At 58.3% G+C, this 15,600-nt stretch carries 21 protein-coding genes; 10 read left to right on the top strand and 11 right to left on the bottom strand.

Translation table 11 applies throughout. The annotated features are described in order from the left end of the window. Positions 1–11 precede the first annotated feature (11 nt). Together parE and ACR0J4_RS08940 are read right to left on the bottom strand one after the other, a co-directional pair. On the bottom strand, positions 12–1,970 hold the full coding sequence (gene parE / locus ACR0J4_RS08945) for a DNA topoisomerase IV subunit B (protein WP_170640924.1): 1,959 nt from the start codon (positions 1,968–1,970) through the stop codon (positions 12–14). Between the two features lie 111 nt (positions 1,971–2,081). Continuing rightward, positions 2,082–2,525 (bottom strand): NYN domain-containing protein, encoded by a 444-nt coding sequence (locus tag ACR0J4_RS08940; protein WP_480668388.1) that lies wholly within the window; start codon positions 2,523–2,525, stop codon positions 2,082–2,084. A gap of 259 nt (positions 2,526–2,784) precedes the next feature. Between ACR0J4_RS08940 and ACR0J4_RS08935 the strand changes: the two genes are divergently transcribed. From ACR0J4_RS08935 to ACR0J4_RS08925, 3 genes are all read left to right on the top strand, one after another. Continuing rightward, on the top strand, positions 2,785–3,393 hold the full coding sequence (locus ACR0J4_RS08935; protein WP_170640922.1) for a peroxidase-related enzyme: 609 nt from the start codon (positions 2,785–2,787) through the stop codon (positions 3,391–3,393). Between the two features lie 123 nt (positions 3,394–3,516). Beyond that, positions 3,517–4,446 (top strand): polyphosphate kinase 2, encoded by a 930-nt coding sequence (gene ppk2, locus ACR0J4_RS08930; protein ID WP_170640920.1) that lies wholly within the window; start codon positions 3,517–3,519, stop codon positions 4,444–4,446. Positions 4,447–4,583: 137 nt separating this feature from the next. After that, positions 4,584–5,948 carry an MATE family efflux transporter gene (locus tag ACR0J4_RS08925; RefSeq protein ID WP_170641381.1) on the top strand — a complete coding sequence of 455 codons (1,365 nt, stop codon included), beginning with the start codon at positions 4,584–4,586 and terminating at the stop codon, positions 5,946–5,948. Between the two features lie 3 nt (positions 5,949–5,951). On the opposite strand, the gene ACR0J4_RS08920 is transcribed toward ACR0J4_RS08925, so the two are convergent. Continuing rightward, entirely contained in the window at positions 5,952–6,353 is a 402-nt protein-coding gene (locus tag ACR0J4_RS08920) for a hypothetical protein (protein ID WP_170640918.1), read from the bottom strand. Between the two features lie 13 nt (positions 6,354–6,366). Continuing rightward, the gene (locus ACR0J4_RS08915) at positions 6,367–7,569 is read right to left on the bottom strand and encodes a pyridoxal phosphate-dependent aminotransferase (RefSeq protein WP_170640916.1); all 1,203 of its coding nucleotides are present in this window, start codon (positions 7,567–7,569) and stop codon (positions 6,367–6,369) included. Positions 7,570–7,661: 92 nt separating this feature from the next. Between ACR0J4_RS08915 and ACR0J4_RS08910 the strand changes: the two genes are divergently transcribed. The 3 genes from ACR0J4_RS08910 (at position 7,662) to ACR0J4_RS08900 (ending at position 8,885) form a co-directional block, all read left to right on the top strand. Next, complete coding sequence (locus tag ACR0J4_RS08910) at positions 7,662–8,060, top strand: helix-turn-helix transcriptional regulator (RefSeq protein WP_170459087.1); 399 nt, start codon at positions 7,662–7,664, stop codon at positions 8,058–8,060. Beyond that, positions 8,053–8,310, top strand: coding sequence for a succinate dehydrogenase assembly factor 2 (locus ACR0J4_RS08905; RefSeq protein WP_170640914.1), 258 nt, complete (start codon positions 8,053–8,055; stop codon positions 8,308–8,310). The genes ACR0J4_RS08910 and ACR0J4_RS08905 overlap by 8 nt, the downstream gene beginning before the upstream one ends. A gap of 77 nt (positions 8,311–8,387) precedes the next feature. Continuing rightward, positions 8,388–8,885, top strand: a complete 498-nt coding sequence (locus ACR0J4_RS08900; protein WP_170640912.1) for a winged helix DNA-binding protein — start codon at positions 8,388–8,390, stop codon at positions 8,883–8,885. On the opposite strand, the gene ACR0J4_RS08895 is transcribed toward ACR0J4_RS08900, so the two are convergent. Genes ACR0J4_RS08895 through ACR0J4_RS08885 form a run of 3 tightly spaced genes read right to left on the bottom strand, consistent with a single transcriptional unit; the run spans position 8,879 to position 10,718 of the window. Beyond that, a complete protein-coding gene (locus ACR0J4_RS08895; protein ID WP_170640910.1) occupies positions 8,879–9,592 on the bottom strand; it encodes a DUF1194 domain-containing protein in 714 nt (237 codons plus the stop codon). The genes ACR0J4_RS08900 and ACR0J4_RS08895 overlap by 7 nt on opposite strands. Beyond that, positions 9,589–10,323, bottom strand: coding sequence for a DUF1194 domain-containing protein (locus tag ACR0J4_RS08890; RefSeq protein ID WP_170640908.1), 735 nt, complete (start codon positions 10,321–10,323; stop codon positions 9,589–9,591). Before ACR0J4_RS08890 ends, ACR0J4_RS08895 begins: the two co-directional genes overlap by 4 nt. Then, positions 10,290–10,718, bottom strand: a complete 429-nt coding sequence (locus tag ACR0J4_RS08885) for a VOC family protein (RefSeq protein ID WP_170374130.1) — start codon at positions 10,716–10,718, stop codon at positions 10,290–10,292. The genes ACR0J4_RS08890 and ACR0J4_RS08885 overlap by 34 nt, the downstream gene beginning before the upstream one ends. 177 nt (positions 10,719–10,895) lie before the next feature. Here ACR0J4_RS08885 and thyX point away from each other — a divergent pair, with 177 nt between their 5' ends. Together thyX and ACR0J4_RS08875 are read left to right on the top strand one after the other, a co-directional pair. After that, the gene (thyX, locus tag ACR0J4_RS08880) at positions 10,896–11,807 is read left to right on the top strand and encodes an FAD-dependent thymidylate synthase (protein ID WP_170639505.1); all 912 of its coding nucleotides are present in this window, start codon (positions 10,896–10,898) and stop codon (positions 11,805–11,807) included. A gap of 58 nt (positions 11,808–11,865) precedes the next feature. After that, positions 11,866–12,168 (top strand): hypothetical protein, encoded by a 303-nt coding sequence (locus tag ACR0J4_RS08875; RefSeq protein WP_170747374.1) that lies wholly within the window; start codon positions 11,866–11,868, stop codon positions 12,166–12,168. Between the two features lie 87 nt (positions 12,169–12,255). Here ACR0J4_RS08875 and ACR0J4_RS08870 read toward each other — a convergent pair whose 3' ends face one another. Continuing rightward, a complete protein-coding gene (locus ACR0J4_RS08870) occupies positions 12,256–12,462 on the bottom strand; it encodes a cold-shock protein (protein ID WP_008758035.1) in 207 nt (68 codons plus the stop codon). Between the two features lie 214 nt (positions 12,463–12,676). Here ACR0J4_RS08870 and ACR0J4_RS08865 point away from each other — a divergent pair, with 214 nt between their 5' ends. Together ACR0J4_RS08865 and ACR0J4_RS08860 are read left to right on the top strand one after the other, a co-directional pair. Continuing rightward, positions 12,677–12,994, top strand: a complete 318-nt coding sequence (locus ACR0J4_RS08865; RefSeq protein WP_170552844.1) for an ArsC/Spx/MgsR family protein — start codon at positions 12,677–12,679, stop codon at positions 12,992–12,994. Between the two features lie 41 nt (positions 12,995–13,035). Beyond that, positions 13,036–13,404: a hypothetical protein gene (locus ACR0J4_RS08860; protein ID WP_170459066.1), complete on the top strand. Its 369-nt coding sequence runs from the start codon at positions 13,036–13,038 to the stop codon at positions 13,402–13,404. Position 13,405: 1 nt separating this feature from the next. Here ACR0J4_RS08860 and ACR0J4_RS08855 read toward each other — a convergent pair whose 3' ends face one another. From ACR0J4_RS08855 to bufB, 3 genes are read right to left on the bottom strand one after another with little or no spacing between them, the layout of a single operon-like run. Further along, entirely contained in the window at positions 13,406–13,924 is a 519-nt protein-coding gene (locus ACR0J4_RS08855) for a DoxX family protein (RefSeq protein WP_170459064.1), read from the bottom strand. Then, positions 13,921–14,682: an HvfC/BufC family peptide modification chaperone gene (locus ACR0J4_RS08850; RefSeq protein ID WP_170640904.1), complete on the bottom strand. Its 762-nt coding sequence runs from the start codon at positions 14,680–14,682 to the stop codon at positions 13,921–13,923. Before ACR0J4_RS08850 ends, ACR0J4_RS08855 begins: the two co-directional genes overlap by 4 nt. Then, positions 14,679–15,536 carry an MNIO family bufferin maturase gene (gene bufB / locus ACR0J4_RS08845; protein ID WP_170640902.1) on the bottom strand — a complete coding sequence of 286 codons (858 nt, stop codon included), beginning with the start codon at positions 15,534–15,536 and terminating at the stop codon, positions 14,679–14,681. Before bufB ends, ACR0J4_RS08850 begins: the two co-directional genes overlap by 4 nt. Between the last annotated feature and the right edge of the window lie 64 nt (positions 15,537–15,600).

The raw sequence follows: 15,600 nt of genomic DNA, 5'->3' as shown, positions 1-15,600 counted from the left end.
AAATCAAATTCTCAAACATCCAACTCCGCGACAAAGCGCGCGTTCTCCTGAATGTACTGGAACCGCAGTTCGGGTTTTTTGCCCATCAGGCGCTCGACCAGGTCGCCGGTTTCGCCGGGTTCGTCCTCATCAATCGTGACGCGGATCAGTTTGCGGGATGCCGGGTCCATCGTGGTCTCTTTCAGGTCCTTGGCGTCCATTTCACCCAGACCCTTGAAGCGCGAGACGTCGATCTTGCCTTTGCCACCCAGACCTTTCTCCAGCCATTCATCCCGCTCGGCCTCGTCGAGGCAGTAGACGCGCTTGGCGCCTTGCGTCAGCCGGTAGAGCGGCGGGCAGGCCAGGTACAGGTGGCCCGCGTCGATCATGGGCCGCATCTGGGTGAAGAAGAACGTCATCAGCAGCGAGGCGATATGCGCGCCGTCCACATCCGCGTCGGTCATGATGATGATCTTGTCATAGCGCAGGTCGTCGACGTTGAACTTGGTGCCAAGCCCCACACCCAGCGCTTGGGTCAGGTCGTTGATCTCAGCATTGGTACCCAGTTTCGAACTGGCCGCGCCCAGCACGTTCAGGATTTTGCCGCGCAGAGGCAGCAAGGCCTGTGTTTTGCGGTCGCGGCCCATTTTCGCAGAACCGCCCGCCGAGTCGCCCTCGACGATGAATAACTCGGTGCCATCACGTGTTGAACTTGAGCAATCCACCAGCTTGCCGGGAAGACGAAGTTTCTTAGTGGCGGATTTGCGTTGTGTTTCCTTCTCGGCCCGTCGGCGCAGGCGTTCCTCAGCCCGCAGGATGAGGAAGTCGAGAATCGCGCCGGCGGATTTCGTGTCGGCGGCCAGCCAATTGTCGAAATGGTCGCGAACCGAGTTTTCGACCAGTCGTTGCGCCTCGACCGTGGCAAGGCGGTCTTTGGTCTGGCCGACAAACTCGGGCTCGCTGATAAAGCACGACACCAGCGCGCAGCCGCCGGTGATCAGGTCGTCACGGGTGATTTGACTGGCTTTTTTGTTGTTGATCAGCTCGCCATAGGCCTTGATCCCCTTGAGAACCGCCGCCCAGAATCCGGCCACATGGGTGCCGCCCTCGGGCGTGGGGACAGTGTTACAGTAGGACTGGATGAAGCCGTCGCGTGAGGGCGTCCAGTTGATCGCCCATTCGACCTTGCCCGGCGTTCCGAATTTCTCGTTGAAGTCCACGGTGCCCGCGAAGGGCTGCTCGGCATAGGTGGAGGAGCCGTTCATCGTCTCCTTCAGATAGTCCGACAGGCCGCCGGGGAAGTGGAACGTGGCCTCGGTTGGTGTTTCACCGTCATCAATGGCAGATTTCCAGCGGATTTCGACGCCCGAGAACAGGTAGGCCTTGGAGCGGATGGATTTGAACAGCCGCGCCGGTTTGAACTTGTGATGGCCGAAGATCTCGGCATCTGCGTGGAAGGTCACGGTCGTGCCGCGCCGGTTCGGGGCCGCACCGACCTTTTCGACCGGACCCAGAGGAATGCCGCGCGAGAAGCGTTGTTCAAACAGCGTTTTGTCCCGCGCCACCTGTACGACCATCGAATCAGACAGCGCGTTCACGACCGACGCGCCAACACCGTGCAGACCGCCCGAGGTCTGATAGGCTTTGCCCGAGAATTTACCACCGGCGTGCAGGGTGCATAGGATGACCTCAAGCGCGGATTTATCTGGAAATTTGGGGTGCGGGTCGATCGGAATGCCACGCCCGTTGTCGCGCACCGTCAGGGCGTAGTCTGCGTGCAGCTCGACCTCGATCCGGTTGGCGTGACCAGCGACCGCCTCGTCCATCGAGTTGTCGAGGATCTCGGCGACCATATGGTGCAAAGCGCGCTCATCCGTGCCGCCGATATACATACCAGGGCGTTTTCGGACCGGCTCCAACCCTTCAAGCACCTCGATAGAGGAGGCGTCGTAGGTGGCGGTCGCGCTGGGCGTCAACAGATCGTCGGGCATCGGTGCTGCTCTTGTTTTTGAGTTTCCCCCATTATGGCAGGTGATGTGGGTCGGGGGAAGAGGGACCCGAGGTCTTGTGGGTGGATTGCCCAAATGTCGGCGATTGACATCCTACAAAGACAGCCAAAGCGCCCCATCCCTGTACCCGCCACGCACGGAGTATTCCGGTTGCAAAACCGCGCCAAACTCCTCGGCCCAGTCGCGGAAGCGGTCGTTTGATACGACGATTGCCCCATAATCTTTAGCAACTTGCAACACCAGGGGGTCGGCGGGCGTGCCGCTGGGGGCCACCATGACGTGATCCTCGGGCAGGTTTAGCAGATCGGCAAGGGCGTTGTGGTGCAAGTAGCGGCCCTTGATCTTGTAGCCCACATTGGCGTCGAAGACTACGCCGGGCGTTAGACCCGCGCGGGTCAGTTTCTCGACTACTTCTCGCACCGTTTCTATGCGAGGTTCGCCATCCTTCCAGTGCATGACATTCGATCCGTCGACAACGGCCCAGCTGCGTGGCTTGTGTTTAAGCCACCTTGCCAGGATCAAAAGCGCACTCGCCATGGAACAAGGGGCAGTTAGCAAAAGCCAATCGGTTGAAATCAGAGAGAGCGCGGCAAAGGCAGTAGCGGCGGAGGATAGAAGAAAAGCAAAAATGAGAATACGCACGGTGGCTCTGGCAAGGAATCGCGTCTGGGGTGAAGAATCTGGAGGGAGTTCAACCCTTTTGGCATCTGTTTTCAATAGCGGTTGATTGTTTGCCTCAAATGTAGCCAAGCTGTGTGTGACCTAAAATGTTCAAGGAAAAAGGGGCCTCGTTTCAATGAGCTGGATCAAAACCGTGCCATTTCAGGAAGCGACCGGTAAGCTAAAAAAGTTGTATGACCGGGTGACTGGGCCCGACAATAATGTGGACAACATCATGATGGCGCATTCCCTGCGCCCGCATTCGATGGAAGGCCACATGACGCTGTACAAAAACGTGCTGCACCATTCGGCCAACACGATTCCCAAATGGTTTCTGGAGACGCTTGGCGTTTGGGTCAGTGCGTTGAACACCTGTTCCTATTGCGTCGAGCATCATTTCAACGGTCTGCAACGCCTACTGGCCGATCCGCCAAGGGGTGACGCGATCCGCGCGGCGATTGAGGCGGGCGATCCAGAGGCCGCGCCTTTGAACGCGGCGCAGATCGCAGCGATGCACTATGCGCGCAAGTTGACCGAAGCACCCGGCGCCATGGTCGAGGCCGATGTCACAGCCCTGCGCGACGCCGGGTGGGACGACGGAGAAATCCTCGAGATCAACCAGGTCTGCGCCTATTTCAACTACGCCAACCGGACGGTTCTGGGTTTGGGCTGTTCGACTAAGGGGGATGCGCTGGGGCTGTCGCCCAACAATTCCGACAATCCCGATGATTGGGGGCATCGCTAGGCTGCTCGTCGCGGAACCCCCGGTTTTTGGTCGAAATTCGTTCCAATTTGATCCCAATCAACGCAGGATCTTGCGCTTTCTGCTAGCTCGTTCTCAAGACAAGAACAACAAGAGGACAGCTGAATGGAAACGACCGCCCAGAAGAAACCCGAAGCCGTTAACATCAAGGTAGTGCCCACACCTGCACCCGAACCGGCCGTGCCCAGCGCCGAGAAGATTCGACATGCGTTCGAAAGCGGGAAGTACCCCTATGGTCGCAAGATGGCGCGCAAGGATTACGAGGCGCAGAAGGCCAAGCTGCAGGCCGAATTGCTGAAGGTTCAGCATTGGGCTCAGGATACCGGTCAGCGGTTCGTGTTGTTGTTCGAAGGGCGGGATGCTGCGGGTAAGGGTGGTACGATCAAGCGCTTCATGGAACACCTCAACCCGCGTCAGGCGCGTGTCGTCGCGCTCAACAAGCCGACGTGGGAGGAGAAAGGCCAGTGGTATTACCAGCGCTACATTCAGGAGTTGCCCACCGTTGGCGAAATGGTGTTCTACGACCGCTCCTGGTACAACCGTGCCGGCGTTGAGCGGGTGATGGGCTTTTGCGATCCCAACGAGTATCTGGAGTTCATGCGCCAGACCCCGGACCTGGAGCGGATGTTGGTGCGCTCGGGCATCAACCTCTACAAATACTGGTTCTCGGTCACGCAGGAAGAACAGCAGCGCCGTTTCAAGAGCCGCGAGACCGATCCACTGAAACAGTGGAAGCTGTCGCCCATCGACAAAGCGAGCCTAGACAAGTGGGACGATTATACCGAGGCGAAAGAGGCGATGTTCTTCTACACCGACACCGCTGACGCGCCATGGACCATCGTCAAATCCAACGATAAGAAACGCGCGCGCCTGAACTGCATGCGCCATTTCCTGTCGACGCTGGATTATCCGGACAAAGACGTCTCCATAGTTGAACAGCCTGATCCGCTGATCGTCGGTCAGGCGCATCATGTGATTCACCGCTCGGATCATATTCTGGGAACGGCGCTGCACCCGGACGCCAAATCCAACTAAAACGCAAAGTGGAAAGAAGCCGTTGAGTGCCAACCTGCAACGGCTTCTTCTTTTGGTGGGCATCTATCTAAAGTCTCAAATCGAGTTTTTCTTTTCTGCCTTGATTTTGGGCAGGGCGCGGGCCTATGGCTGGCGAGATGACGAAAGTGATGACATATCCCGCCCATTTCCGGGCGATCGCTGTGCTTGGCCTGCCGCTGGTTGGCGGGCATTTGGCGCAGTTCGCAATTGGCCTGACCGATACGGTGATGCTGGGTTGGTACGGGGTTGAGGCCCTGGCCGCAGTGACACTGGCAAGCAGCTACTACTTTGTGTTGTTCCTGTTTGGGGCCGGATTTGGCTGGGCCGTCATGCCCATGGTGGCGACGGCCGCGGCGGAAGAGGATGAGACCAGCATCCGCCGCTCGACCCGCATGGGCTTGTGGTTGTCACTGCTCTATGCCGCACTGATGATGCCACTGCTATGGTGGTCCTATCCCATCCTGATTGCCCTGAAACAGGAGCCGCAGGTGGCGCAGACCGCCTCGGAATATCTTCGCGTTGCAGGATGGGGGCTGTTTCCTGCGCTGCTGGTGATGGTGCTGAAGTCTTATCTGGCCGCGTTGGAGCGTACTCAGATCGTGTTGTGGATCACCGTGATCGCCGCGGTCGTGAATGGCGTGACGAATTATGTATTGATCTTCGGCAATTGGGGCGCGCCCGAGCTTGGGGTCATGGGGGCAGCGATTGCGTCCGTGGTGACTCAGATCGTATCTCTGGTTGCGGTTGTCCTCTATGCGGTTCGGGTGCTGCCGGAACACAGTCTGTTTCAACGCTTCTGGCGCCCGGATTGGGATATGTTTGGCCGGGTTCTGCGGCTGGGCGTTCCGATTGGCCTGACCACACTTGCCGAAGTAACTCTATTTGCGACCTCAGCGATCATGATGGGGTGGCTGGGGCAGGTGCCGCTAGCGGCGCATGGGATTGCCCTCAACCTCGCTTCTGCGACCTTCATGGTGCATCTGGGCCTGTCAAACGCGGCGACCATTCGCGCGGGCAATGCGTTGGGCCGCCGCGATCGCGCGCATTTGGAGCGTGGCGCGATTGCGGTTACCGGCATGTCTCTGGTCGTGTCTGTCCTGACGATCATACTCTTCCTGACCTGTGCCGAGCCTCTGATCTCATTGTTTATGGAGGCCGACAACGCACAGCGCGGCGAAATTTTGGCGATTGGCACGGGCCTTCTGGCCATGGCAGCCCTGTTTCAGCTGGTCGATGGTGCGCAGGTGATTGCGCTGGGCCTGCTGCGCGGGTTGCAGGATGCAAAAGTTCCGATGATCATGGCAGCCCTCAGCTATTGGGTGATCGGAATCCCGGCCTCGTACTATTTCGGATTCGTGCAGGGCATGGACGGAATCGGCGTCTGGATGGGCCTTGTACTCGGGTTGGCCTTTGCGGCTGTCCTGCTGATGGCACGGTTCTGGATGCGATCTGTCCGCGAGGTGGGCGTACCGGCCGAGTAGCCCTCAGCCGCCTTTTAGCCGGTCCGCTTTCTTGCGCACCAGAACCGAGCGCAGATCGTGCATCGCCATCAAAAGCCGGTCGGTTACCTCTTCAAGCTGTTCCTCCGAGGCTTTGGACTGCGCCCATTGCGTGGTCAGGTTCAGGTAGTCGACGGCCCGGTGAATATCGTCGATATCGCGCTGGGCCAGCAGGGCCTTGCGCGCGTCCATCCAGCGAGCGATCTCGGCCCTGTCAGTCTCTTTCAGGCTGCGTTGACCATGTGGCTTGACCTCTCCGTTGCGGATGTTGATGACCGCGATCTGATCCATCTCGATCCGCTGCTGCCGATTCTCGGTGTCGATCTTGAACACCACGGCCCCGTTTTCTCGGACGCGGAAATAATACTCTGGCAGCTCTGCGGTCATGCGTGGCTCCGGCTTAGGTCAACGAGGCACAGAAACGCTGGATACGCGTGCAGGCCTCGGTCAAGGCCTCATCCGAGGTCGCGTAGCTGACCCGGAAGTTCGGCGACAGGCCAAAGGCTGCACCAAATACGACGGCAACGTCATGTTCTTCTAGCAGAGCGGTTGCAAAAGCCTCATCCGAGTCGATCACAGTGCCTTGCGGCGTGGTCTTGCCAATCAGCCCCGCGATTGAGGGGTAGACGTAAAACGCGCCCTCGGGCGTCGGGCAGGTGATTCCGTCGATGGCGTTCAACATGCCGACGACCAGATCGCGACGGCGTTTGAACGTCTCGTTGTTTGGGGTCAGAAAGTCCTGTGTGCCGTTCAACGCCTCAACCGCCGCCCATTGACTGACCGAGCAAGGGTTCGACGTGGACTGAGACTGGATCTTGCGCATAGCAGCAATGATCTCGACCGGACCGGCGGCATAGCCGATCCGCCAGCCGGTCATCGCATAGGCTTTGGAGACGCCATTGCAGGTCAGCGTGCGATCATAGAGGCCGGGCTCAACCTCGGCAGGGGTGCAGAATTCGAACCCGTCATAGGCGAGGTGTTCATACATATCGTCTGACATGATCCAGACATGCGGATGGCGCATCAGAACGTCGGTCAGCGCTTTCAACTCGGCCCAGCTGTAGCCCGCTCCTGTAGGATTCGAGGGTGAGTTGAAGATGAACCACTTGGTTTTAGGCGTGATCGCAGTTTCAAGCTGTTCGGCTGTCAGCTTGAAGCTGTTCTCCAACGTGGTCTCGACCACAACGGGCGTTCCGCCCGCCAGCAGGACCATATCGGGATAGCTGACCCAATAAGGCGCGGGGATCAGAACCTCATCGCCTTCGTTCATTGTCGCCATCAACGCGTTATAGAGCGTCTGCTTACCGCCCGTTCCGACCGAGATCTGCGCGGGCGTATAGTCCAGCCCGTGATCGCGCTTCATCTTGGCACAGGCCGCCTGTTTCAGCTCTGCAATGCCATCGGGCGCGGTGTATTTTGTCTTGCCCGCAGCGATGGCAGCGACGGCTGCATCCTTGATGTTCTGCGGCGTATCGAAATCCGGCTCACCTGCGCTCAGGGCGATGATATCGCGCCCGGCGGCTTTCAACTCGGCCGCTTTTGCGGTCATCGCGACGGTCGGAGAGGGTTTTACGCGTGACAATGTCGCAGACAGGAAACTCATGAGCGGCCTCGGTTTGTATGTTCAACTTGTCTGTCATAGGGTGCGCCCGATTGACGATCAAGCTGTATGACACACCAGAATTGGAGACCCCGATGAACGACGAAACCGACTGGTACGGACCGGATGCAGCAACGTTCGGAGACAGACTGGCCGGGGCGCGCGAAGCGGCGGGGATGACGCAGTCACAATTGGCACGCCGTCTGGGGGTCAAGAAGGCGACGATCGCGGCCTGGGAAAACGACCTGTCCGAACCGCGCGCCAATCGCTTGTCGATGATGGCGGGCATGATCAATGTCTCGATCATGTGGCTGCTGACCGGGGAAGGCGAGGGCATGGAGGCCCCGGTAGAAGAGGGCGAAGCCAGTCTGGAACTGGCAGGCGCGGTTGCCGAATTGCGTGCCATTCGTGGCGAGATGCGGGCCAGCGCGGAGCGGGCCGCCAGGTTGGAAAAAAAACTGCGTTTGATGCTGGAGCAGGACAAGAATGACTGAAACACGCGAGGTCCGGATCAAACGCCTGCAGATGCGCTCTATGCGGCGGGGGATCAAAGAGATGGATCTGATCCTGTCGGCTTATGCCGAACGCAACCTGAACGCGATGGATGCGGCCGGGCTGGATTTGTATGACGCGCTGCTTAAGGAAAACGATCAGGACCTGTATCAATGGGTCACAGGGCAGGTGAATACGCCCGATCCTTTCGCTGATCTGATCGCGGATATCGCGCAAACGTTTCAAAAATAAAGAAAATCAGACTTAACCGATTTTTCGGAAATTCAGGTCATCGTGTCTGAAACGACACGGCTGGATCGGAGGGTCGGATGAGTATGGAAATGCAGGTCTCTGCGTCGGGGGCCAAAGGCTTCATGACCAGTTATCTTGAGGCGCTCGCTCTGGTCGAGCGTCTGCATCGTCTGTTGTTGGATGTCATCAAGGATGAGTTCGAACGGGTGGGCGTGCTGGAAATCAACGCGGTTCAGGCGCTTTTGCTGTTCAACATCGGCGATCATGAGGTGACAGCGGGCGAATTGAAAAGCCGCGGCTACTATCAAGGCAGCAATGTCAGCTACAACCTCAAGAAACTGGTTGAGATGGGGTATATGCACCACCAACGCTGCGAGATTGACCGGCGCTCGGTCCGCGTCCGCCTGACGCCACAGGGGCGCGAGATTCGTGATATCGTGTCTGAGCTGTTCCTGCGCCATGCCGAAGGACTTCAGAACCGCGGCGTTCTGGGGGTGGAGGGGATCGAGGATATCACCACTTCGCTGCGTCGGGTCGAACGCTATTGGACGGACGAGATTCGTTATATCTACTGATCAGAGGCTTGGGATAGGATGATTCCTTGCAGCTCTCGGATCAGTTTGCGGGTCATGGCGTCCTCATAGGCCTGAAAACCCAGTGCGACCTCGACAAACGCATCAGGGCCAAGGATGACCCAAGCGTTGTAGTAGGCGGACAGCTCTCCAATCTGGACATCCCGTTGGTCGCCGTAGTTGGAGTCGTCGACACCGATCACCAAACCGTTGATGGTAATGCCAGTATCCTGAAGCAGTGCTTTGGCGGCACGTGGATGGAGGCCGAGATTGTGTTTCCCATCTCCGGACAAATCCAGAGTGCGCTTCCAACACTCCGGTTGTTGGCTCAAAAGGTCCGCGCCAAACAGCATCGCATCGCCCACGGCTGTACCTTGCGGCGCGGCGCTGCGGGTCACGTCGCCCAGTCTCGCCGCGATCCTGCCTAGTTCAGATTCGGTGCGGATTTCGGTCCATTTTACAAGCACGCGCTGATGGCCGGGTTCGCTCCACTCGAACACGGCCAGGCGAACGGGATATGCCGGGTTTGCCAAAATGATTTTGCGGATTTCAGGCCGCCGCAACGCAGCAGCCAAACCATCGATCTGCAACCTGTACTCGTGAACGTCGACAGAGCCGGACACATCCAACCCAAGCGCCAGAGCTTGACGGCATTGCGCCGAAACGGATCCTGCTAAAAGGCAAACAACAAGCGCGAGCAACCGGGTCATCTATGGCCTGTTTCTTGCAGAGATCCCAGTTGCAGGCCGCTCAATTCTCGTTCCAGCTTGCGGCGCATAGCGCGTTCAAAGTCTTCAAATCCCTGCGCGATTTCAAGAAAAGCACCTGGTCCGTGCAGGACGTTTTCCTGGAAGAATGGAGCCAGAAACAACTCGCCCTCGAAATCGGCGGCATTGATCACCAACCCGTTCACCGTGACAGCATCGAAAGGGAAATGCTTGTAGGCGATTTTGGGGCCATAACCATCATTGTTCGCCCCGTCTCCGGAGAGATCAATGGTTTGAAACAGGCAGTCCGGACCATCCTTTAGCATGGTGGCCCCGTATGCCAGCGCGTGCCCCATGGCGGTGGCAGACCCAGAATCTGACCGCTCGGACTGGCTGATCCGGGTTGCCGCGGCCAGCAGGTCGCCGTCGTTTTCGATCAACTTCCAGGGCAAGACAACGTGCTGGGTGGATCGGCCGCTCCATTCATAAACGGCCAGCGCGACAGGGGCGGGAGACGAGAAAAAAGCGGCCTGAACCTCGGGCGCGAGCATCGCGGCGGCAAGGCCCTGACGTTGCAGCGCATCCTCGGCCTGATCTACGGAGACCGAGATATCCAGCGCCAGCAAAAGGGCCAACCGGCAGTCTTCGGCCTGCGCGGGGCTGGCCAACGCGGCCAACCCCAGTGCTGTCAGAGTGCGGATCACCAGTGCCCGGTACTCTCCATGCTGCTCCATGGCTCGGCGGGCTCAAGTGCGTCACCGTTCTGCAACAGCTCCACCGAGATGTTGTCGGGCGAGCGAATGAACGCCATCCGACCGTCGCGAGGCGGGCGGTTGATCACGACGCCATTGTCCTGCAGGTGCTGGCAGGTCTCATAGATGTTGTCGACACCATAGGCGAGATGACCGAAATGACGACTGTCACTCGGCAGCGCATCGTCACCGTCCCAGTTATAGGTCAGCTCAAGCGGGCGATCCTCCTGCCCGGGAGGGGCCATGAAGATCAGCGTGAACCGGCCTTGTTCGCTTTCGTGGCGGCGCGTTTCCTTCAGGCCTAGCAGTTCATAGAACGCCATTGATTTCTCAAGATCCTTCACGCGGACCATGGTGTGCAAATATCTCAGCCCCATCTTGGCCTTCCTCCTTTTCTTCGCTTGGTGCGCAGCTTAGCGCGGTTGTGCGAGGTGTCGAGAGGGGCCGGGAACACGATTTCGAACTTCGCGCCGTTTACGGCAGATATCGCGGTTCCAGTGGTGGAGTTGACGATATATAGTGGGCATCGACTCATTCTTGGAAAGGATAATTTCATGCCTCTGTCTGTCGACCAACTGGCCGAGATCGAAGCGCAGCGCGCGCAATCGCATCCAACTCGCCGCGTTGTTGCACCGGGCATGGAAGACCATCTGTACACGGCCCATCAGGTGTTGGACCACGGTTTTGTCCGGGTCATCGACTATATGGGCGACGATGCAGCCATTTGTCAGGCGGCGCGCGTGTCCTACGGCAAGGGCACCAAATCCGTGCAAAATGATGAGGGCCTGATCCGCTATCTGATGCGTCACTGGCATTCGACCCCGTTTGAGATGTGCGAGATCAAGCTGCACGTAAAACTGCCGGTTTTCGTCGCGCGCCAGTGGATTCGCCACCGGACCGCCAATGTGAACGAATACTCGGCGCGCTATTCGATTCTCGACCGTGAGTTCTATATTCCCGCCCCTGACCACGTGGCCGCGCAGTCCGAGGTCAACAACCAGGGTCGAGGGTCCGCCTTGGAAGGGGAAGAGGCCGCGCGTGTACTGGAAATCCTCAAGGCCGACAGCGCCCGCTGTTATGACAATTATGAGGCGATGATCAATCAGGACGGGCAACAAGGTTTGGCGCGTGAACTGGCGCGGATGAACCTGCCTGCAAACATCTATACGCAGTGGTATTGGAAAGTGGACCTGCACAATCTGTTCCACTTCCTGCGTCTGCGCGCTGACCCGCATGCCCAATACGAGATCCGGGTTTATGCCGATATGATGTGCAAGATCGTCGCTGATTGGGTGCCCTTCGCCTATAGGGCGTTCGAGGATTATCGGCTGGGTGCCGTTAACCTCTCGGCCCAAATGGTCGACAGTCTGCGTCGGATGTTGGCAGGTGAGACTGTGACGCAGGAAAACTCGGGCATGACGGCGCGGGAATGGCGTGAGTTCGAGGACGTAATCCGCAAGGATTGATCCTCAGAAGCATATCTTTTGTATATACGTTTTGTCATGAAGCTGTTACATTGGCTTCATGACTTATCTGTTTCGCCTGATCCCATTATGTCTTGTGCTAGCGTCACCGACGCAGGCCAAATCGCCCATAGCCGAAATCCTGTGCGAAGCGACCCCTCGGCTGCAAGAGAAACTGACCCGCCAATTCGGCGCCGAACGTGTGGCAACCGGCATGCGCGGACCCGAGCAGATCATGGAGGTCTGGAGCAGCGACCGCGGCGACTGGACCATGGTCGTTACTTACGCAACAGGAACGTCCTGCATCGTGGCAATGGGCGAAGACTGGCATGTTCGCACCAACGAAAAATCGACACGTGGGTAACGCCGATTTCTAGGGAATATTTGGCTGACGGCCTGAAATTGGCCGTCAGCCTTGATTGGAAACACCCCACATCTGGCGGGGTGGAAGTTACAACGGCTTCAAATCAGCTGCCATCTGGCGGCCGTCACGCCCGTCCTGCAACTCGTACGAGACTTTCTGATTGTCTGCGAGTCCGGTGAGGCCGGATCGTTCTACGGCCGAGATATGAACAAACACATCTTTGCCCCCCTCATCAGGGGCAATAAACCCATAGCCTTTGGTAGTGTTAAACCATTTCACGGTGCCGGTTGGCATGTCCCGTGTCTCCTTCTACTTGCGCATTGTCCCACAAATTGGTGGGGGCTTTGGTCGACTAAATGGCGTATCGGGCTGATTTCTGGGTCAGATACAGTCCTAAACGCACGTTTCGTCTTTTTCAACATTGCACGGTGAAGTAAAAAATCAAGAATTACCGCTGGGAACCAACCAGTTTGTATAAAAAAGTTACAAATGCAGGAGCAGCCCAAAAATGCGCCTATATGGTTTGAAAAACTGCGATACGTGCCGTAAGGCGCTGAAATCGCTGCCAGAAGCGGCCCTTGTGGATGTCAGGGCGGACGGAGTTCCGGCCGAGACCCTTTCGCAAGCTTTTGCCACGTTCGGCGAGGCTTTGCTCAATACACGGTCAACAACCTGGCGTGGATTGGACGATACCGAGCGCGCGCGGCCACCGTTGGAGTTGCTGGCCGATCACCCGACGCTGATGAAACGCCCTCTGATCGAAAAGGACGGAGAGTTGTTTCTGGGCTGGACCGCTGAAACGCGGGCCTCTCTTGGTGTTGCGTAGCCGCGTACCTATCTGCTGATACGAACTGTAAAGGAAGATACATGCGAAACGCTGCCATGATTTTGGGCGTCATCGCCGGTTTGATCGGTATGATTGTTGGGTTTTTCGGATATGGCTATGTCGAAGCCATCAAGCATTTTGGCGATATCGAAGGGATTGCCGAGCAGGTGGATAACCCTGACCTGATACAAGCGGCCTCGATCCTTGCGCCTTTATTGGCAATTGCGGGCGGGGCCATGGCCCATGCGCGGGCGTTGATTGCTGGGATCTTACTCTTGGCCTCGGCTGCAGGGATGTACTACGCGTTTGGCTTCGGCGTTTTCACCATGTTCCCAATCGCTTTTGCCGCAGTGGCCGGGGTGCTCGGGCTCGCCGCGGGAAAACCGGACGAACCCAAGGCTCATTTCTGATTTATTTCAGGCGCAGGATGCGGTCCAGAGACAGCGGGCCTGCGCCATTGATGACCATCACCAGGAACAGGAAGGTCCACATGGTGCGCTGATCGACCAGATCGGGCGCCGCATTGAACAGGCTACCGAGTTTCACGCCATGGCCGGTCACGTCGACAATAGTTTGCACCCAGACAAACCCGATCATTGCGACCGCCGCCAGACGCGTGAACAGACCAACCAGCAGCAGCGCGGGCAGGACGAACTCGGCCACGGTGCCAAGGAAGATCACGATCCGCTGGAAGAACGTCATTTGCGTGACGTCCCAAAGCACGGCTTCGGCGGCTTTCGGAAAAATCTGTCCAAAGGCACCACTGGATGGCGAGAAGATCGACCCATCAATCTTCAGCATCGCCGAATTCCAGTAGTAGACGAGCAATACAGCGATAAACACGAGCCGGGCGAGGGTTGGCGTCAGCCAACCGGACGCATGGTCCACCTTTCCCAAAACGGAGTTGTGGATTGAGATGAGCGCAGTCATGACTCCAGCCTTTCGATAGTCACAGAGGTTATTGCACCGCCTTGCAAAAGCAGTGCCAGAGTGGTTCCAAGATCAAAGTCGGGCGTGTCAGCAGCGGTTTTTTCGAACGCGCTGCCGATGGTGTCGCCCGCTTGCATATGTGCGATCCAGTCTGCGCCGCCTTTTGGCAATAGATGCGGGGCGGGATCATATTCGGGGCGGGTGACCAGAACGTCCTCGGCCTGAGGGACCGGTTTTGGGGCGTCCGCTTCCGAATTGTAGCGCCAGATCGCGTGGATCGGCCAATCCGACCGGATCACCCGCATCGCCGGGGCAAAACTCAGCCGCGCGCGCATCACGTCTTCGGGGGGAACGGCCAGCGCATCGGCGGGCGCAGGTGTGCTGTCTGCCGCGTGGTAGGAGTGGCGCAGGGCAAGTTCCAGCCGCGCCATGTCGGCAAGGTAACCCACATGGGACAGCTGAGGCATTGCGGCGACAAAGGCGGGAAACTCCTCACCATAGAACATCATCAAGGGGGATGTAGGCGGGTGCTGGCGCAGGAAGATGCCGGAAAGGCCGTCCATGTTCTGCGGCCCCAGCAGCTTGGTGATCACGGGAAAGGCCTGCTGCATGGCCTCGGTCAGAGAGACGGCGACATTGTTGCGGTAGACGCTGAACCTCCGGCCGGCGGGTTGGTTTTTGGAGTCCAGCAACCCCTCCGGGACCGGGGTAGAGGCGTCCAGAAGCGCGGCGCGGAACTGGGTTTGCGACACGCTCATGCCGGGATCCGCTCCAGTGCCACTTGGGCGCGCACGGCCTCGTCTCGCAGGACTGGCCAGTCAGGGACATCCGTGTCCCACTCGACCAAGAGCGGCTTGGGCCCCGATCGATCCAGAACATAGTCCAAAAGCGCCCAGACCGGATCAACGACCTCGCGCCCGTGGCTGTCGATCAGCAGAGGTTTGCCGTGGTCGTCTTCATCTTCATCATGACCGCCGAGGTGAATCTCGCCAACCTTTTCAAGCGGATAGGCGTCGATATAGCCCTGAGGTGAGAAGTCCAGATTGGTGGCGGAAACAAAGACGTTGTTCACGTCCAGCAACAGCCCGCATCCGGTTCGGTTCGAAACCTCGCGCAGGAAATCGGGCTCGGACCAGGTGCTTTCGTCAAACGCCAGATAGCTGGAGGGGTTCTCGAGCAGCATTTGCCGTCCGACGACCTCTTGTAGCTGATCGATATGATCGCAGATGCGGGTCAAAGTGGCATCGGTATAGGGCAGGGGCAGAAGGTCGTTCAGGAAGTGGCTGTCATGAGTCGACCAAGCCAGATGCTCAGAGAAGCTGGCCGGGTTCAGCCAGCCGACCAGATGTTTCAATCGCGCCAGATGGTCTGCATCCAGCGGGCCTTCGCCGCCGATGGACAGGCCAACACCGTGGACCGAGATTGGGAATTGTTCTGACAGATGGCGCAGTTGCGCCAGCGGGCGGCCACCATCGCCCATGTAGTTCTCGGCATGGATTTCCAGCCATGCGACGGGCTGTGCGTGTTCAAGGATCTGTGCAAAGTGCTGCGGTTTATACCCAACACCCGGCGCTGCGGGCAGGCGGTTCGACCTGAGTGCGTCGTCCAGCATAAGTCAGTTCCCTATGATCACGTGAAAAGGGGCGGGCGAATTGGCCCGCCCCTTGGATCTTGTA

The sequence above is a fragment of the Ruegeria sp. B10 genome (genome assembly GCF_056539825.1).
Note: the sequence above shows the minus strand (reverse complement) of the source record. Positions and strands in the feature narration are given on the sequence as shown.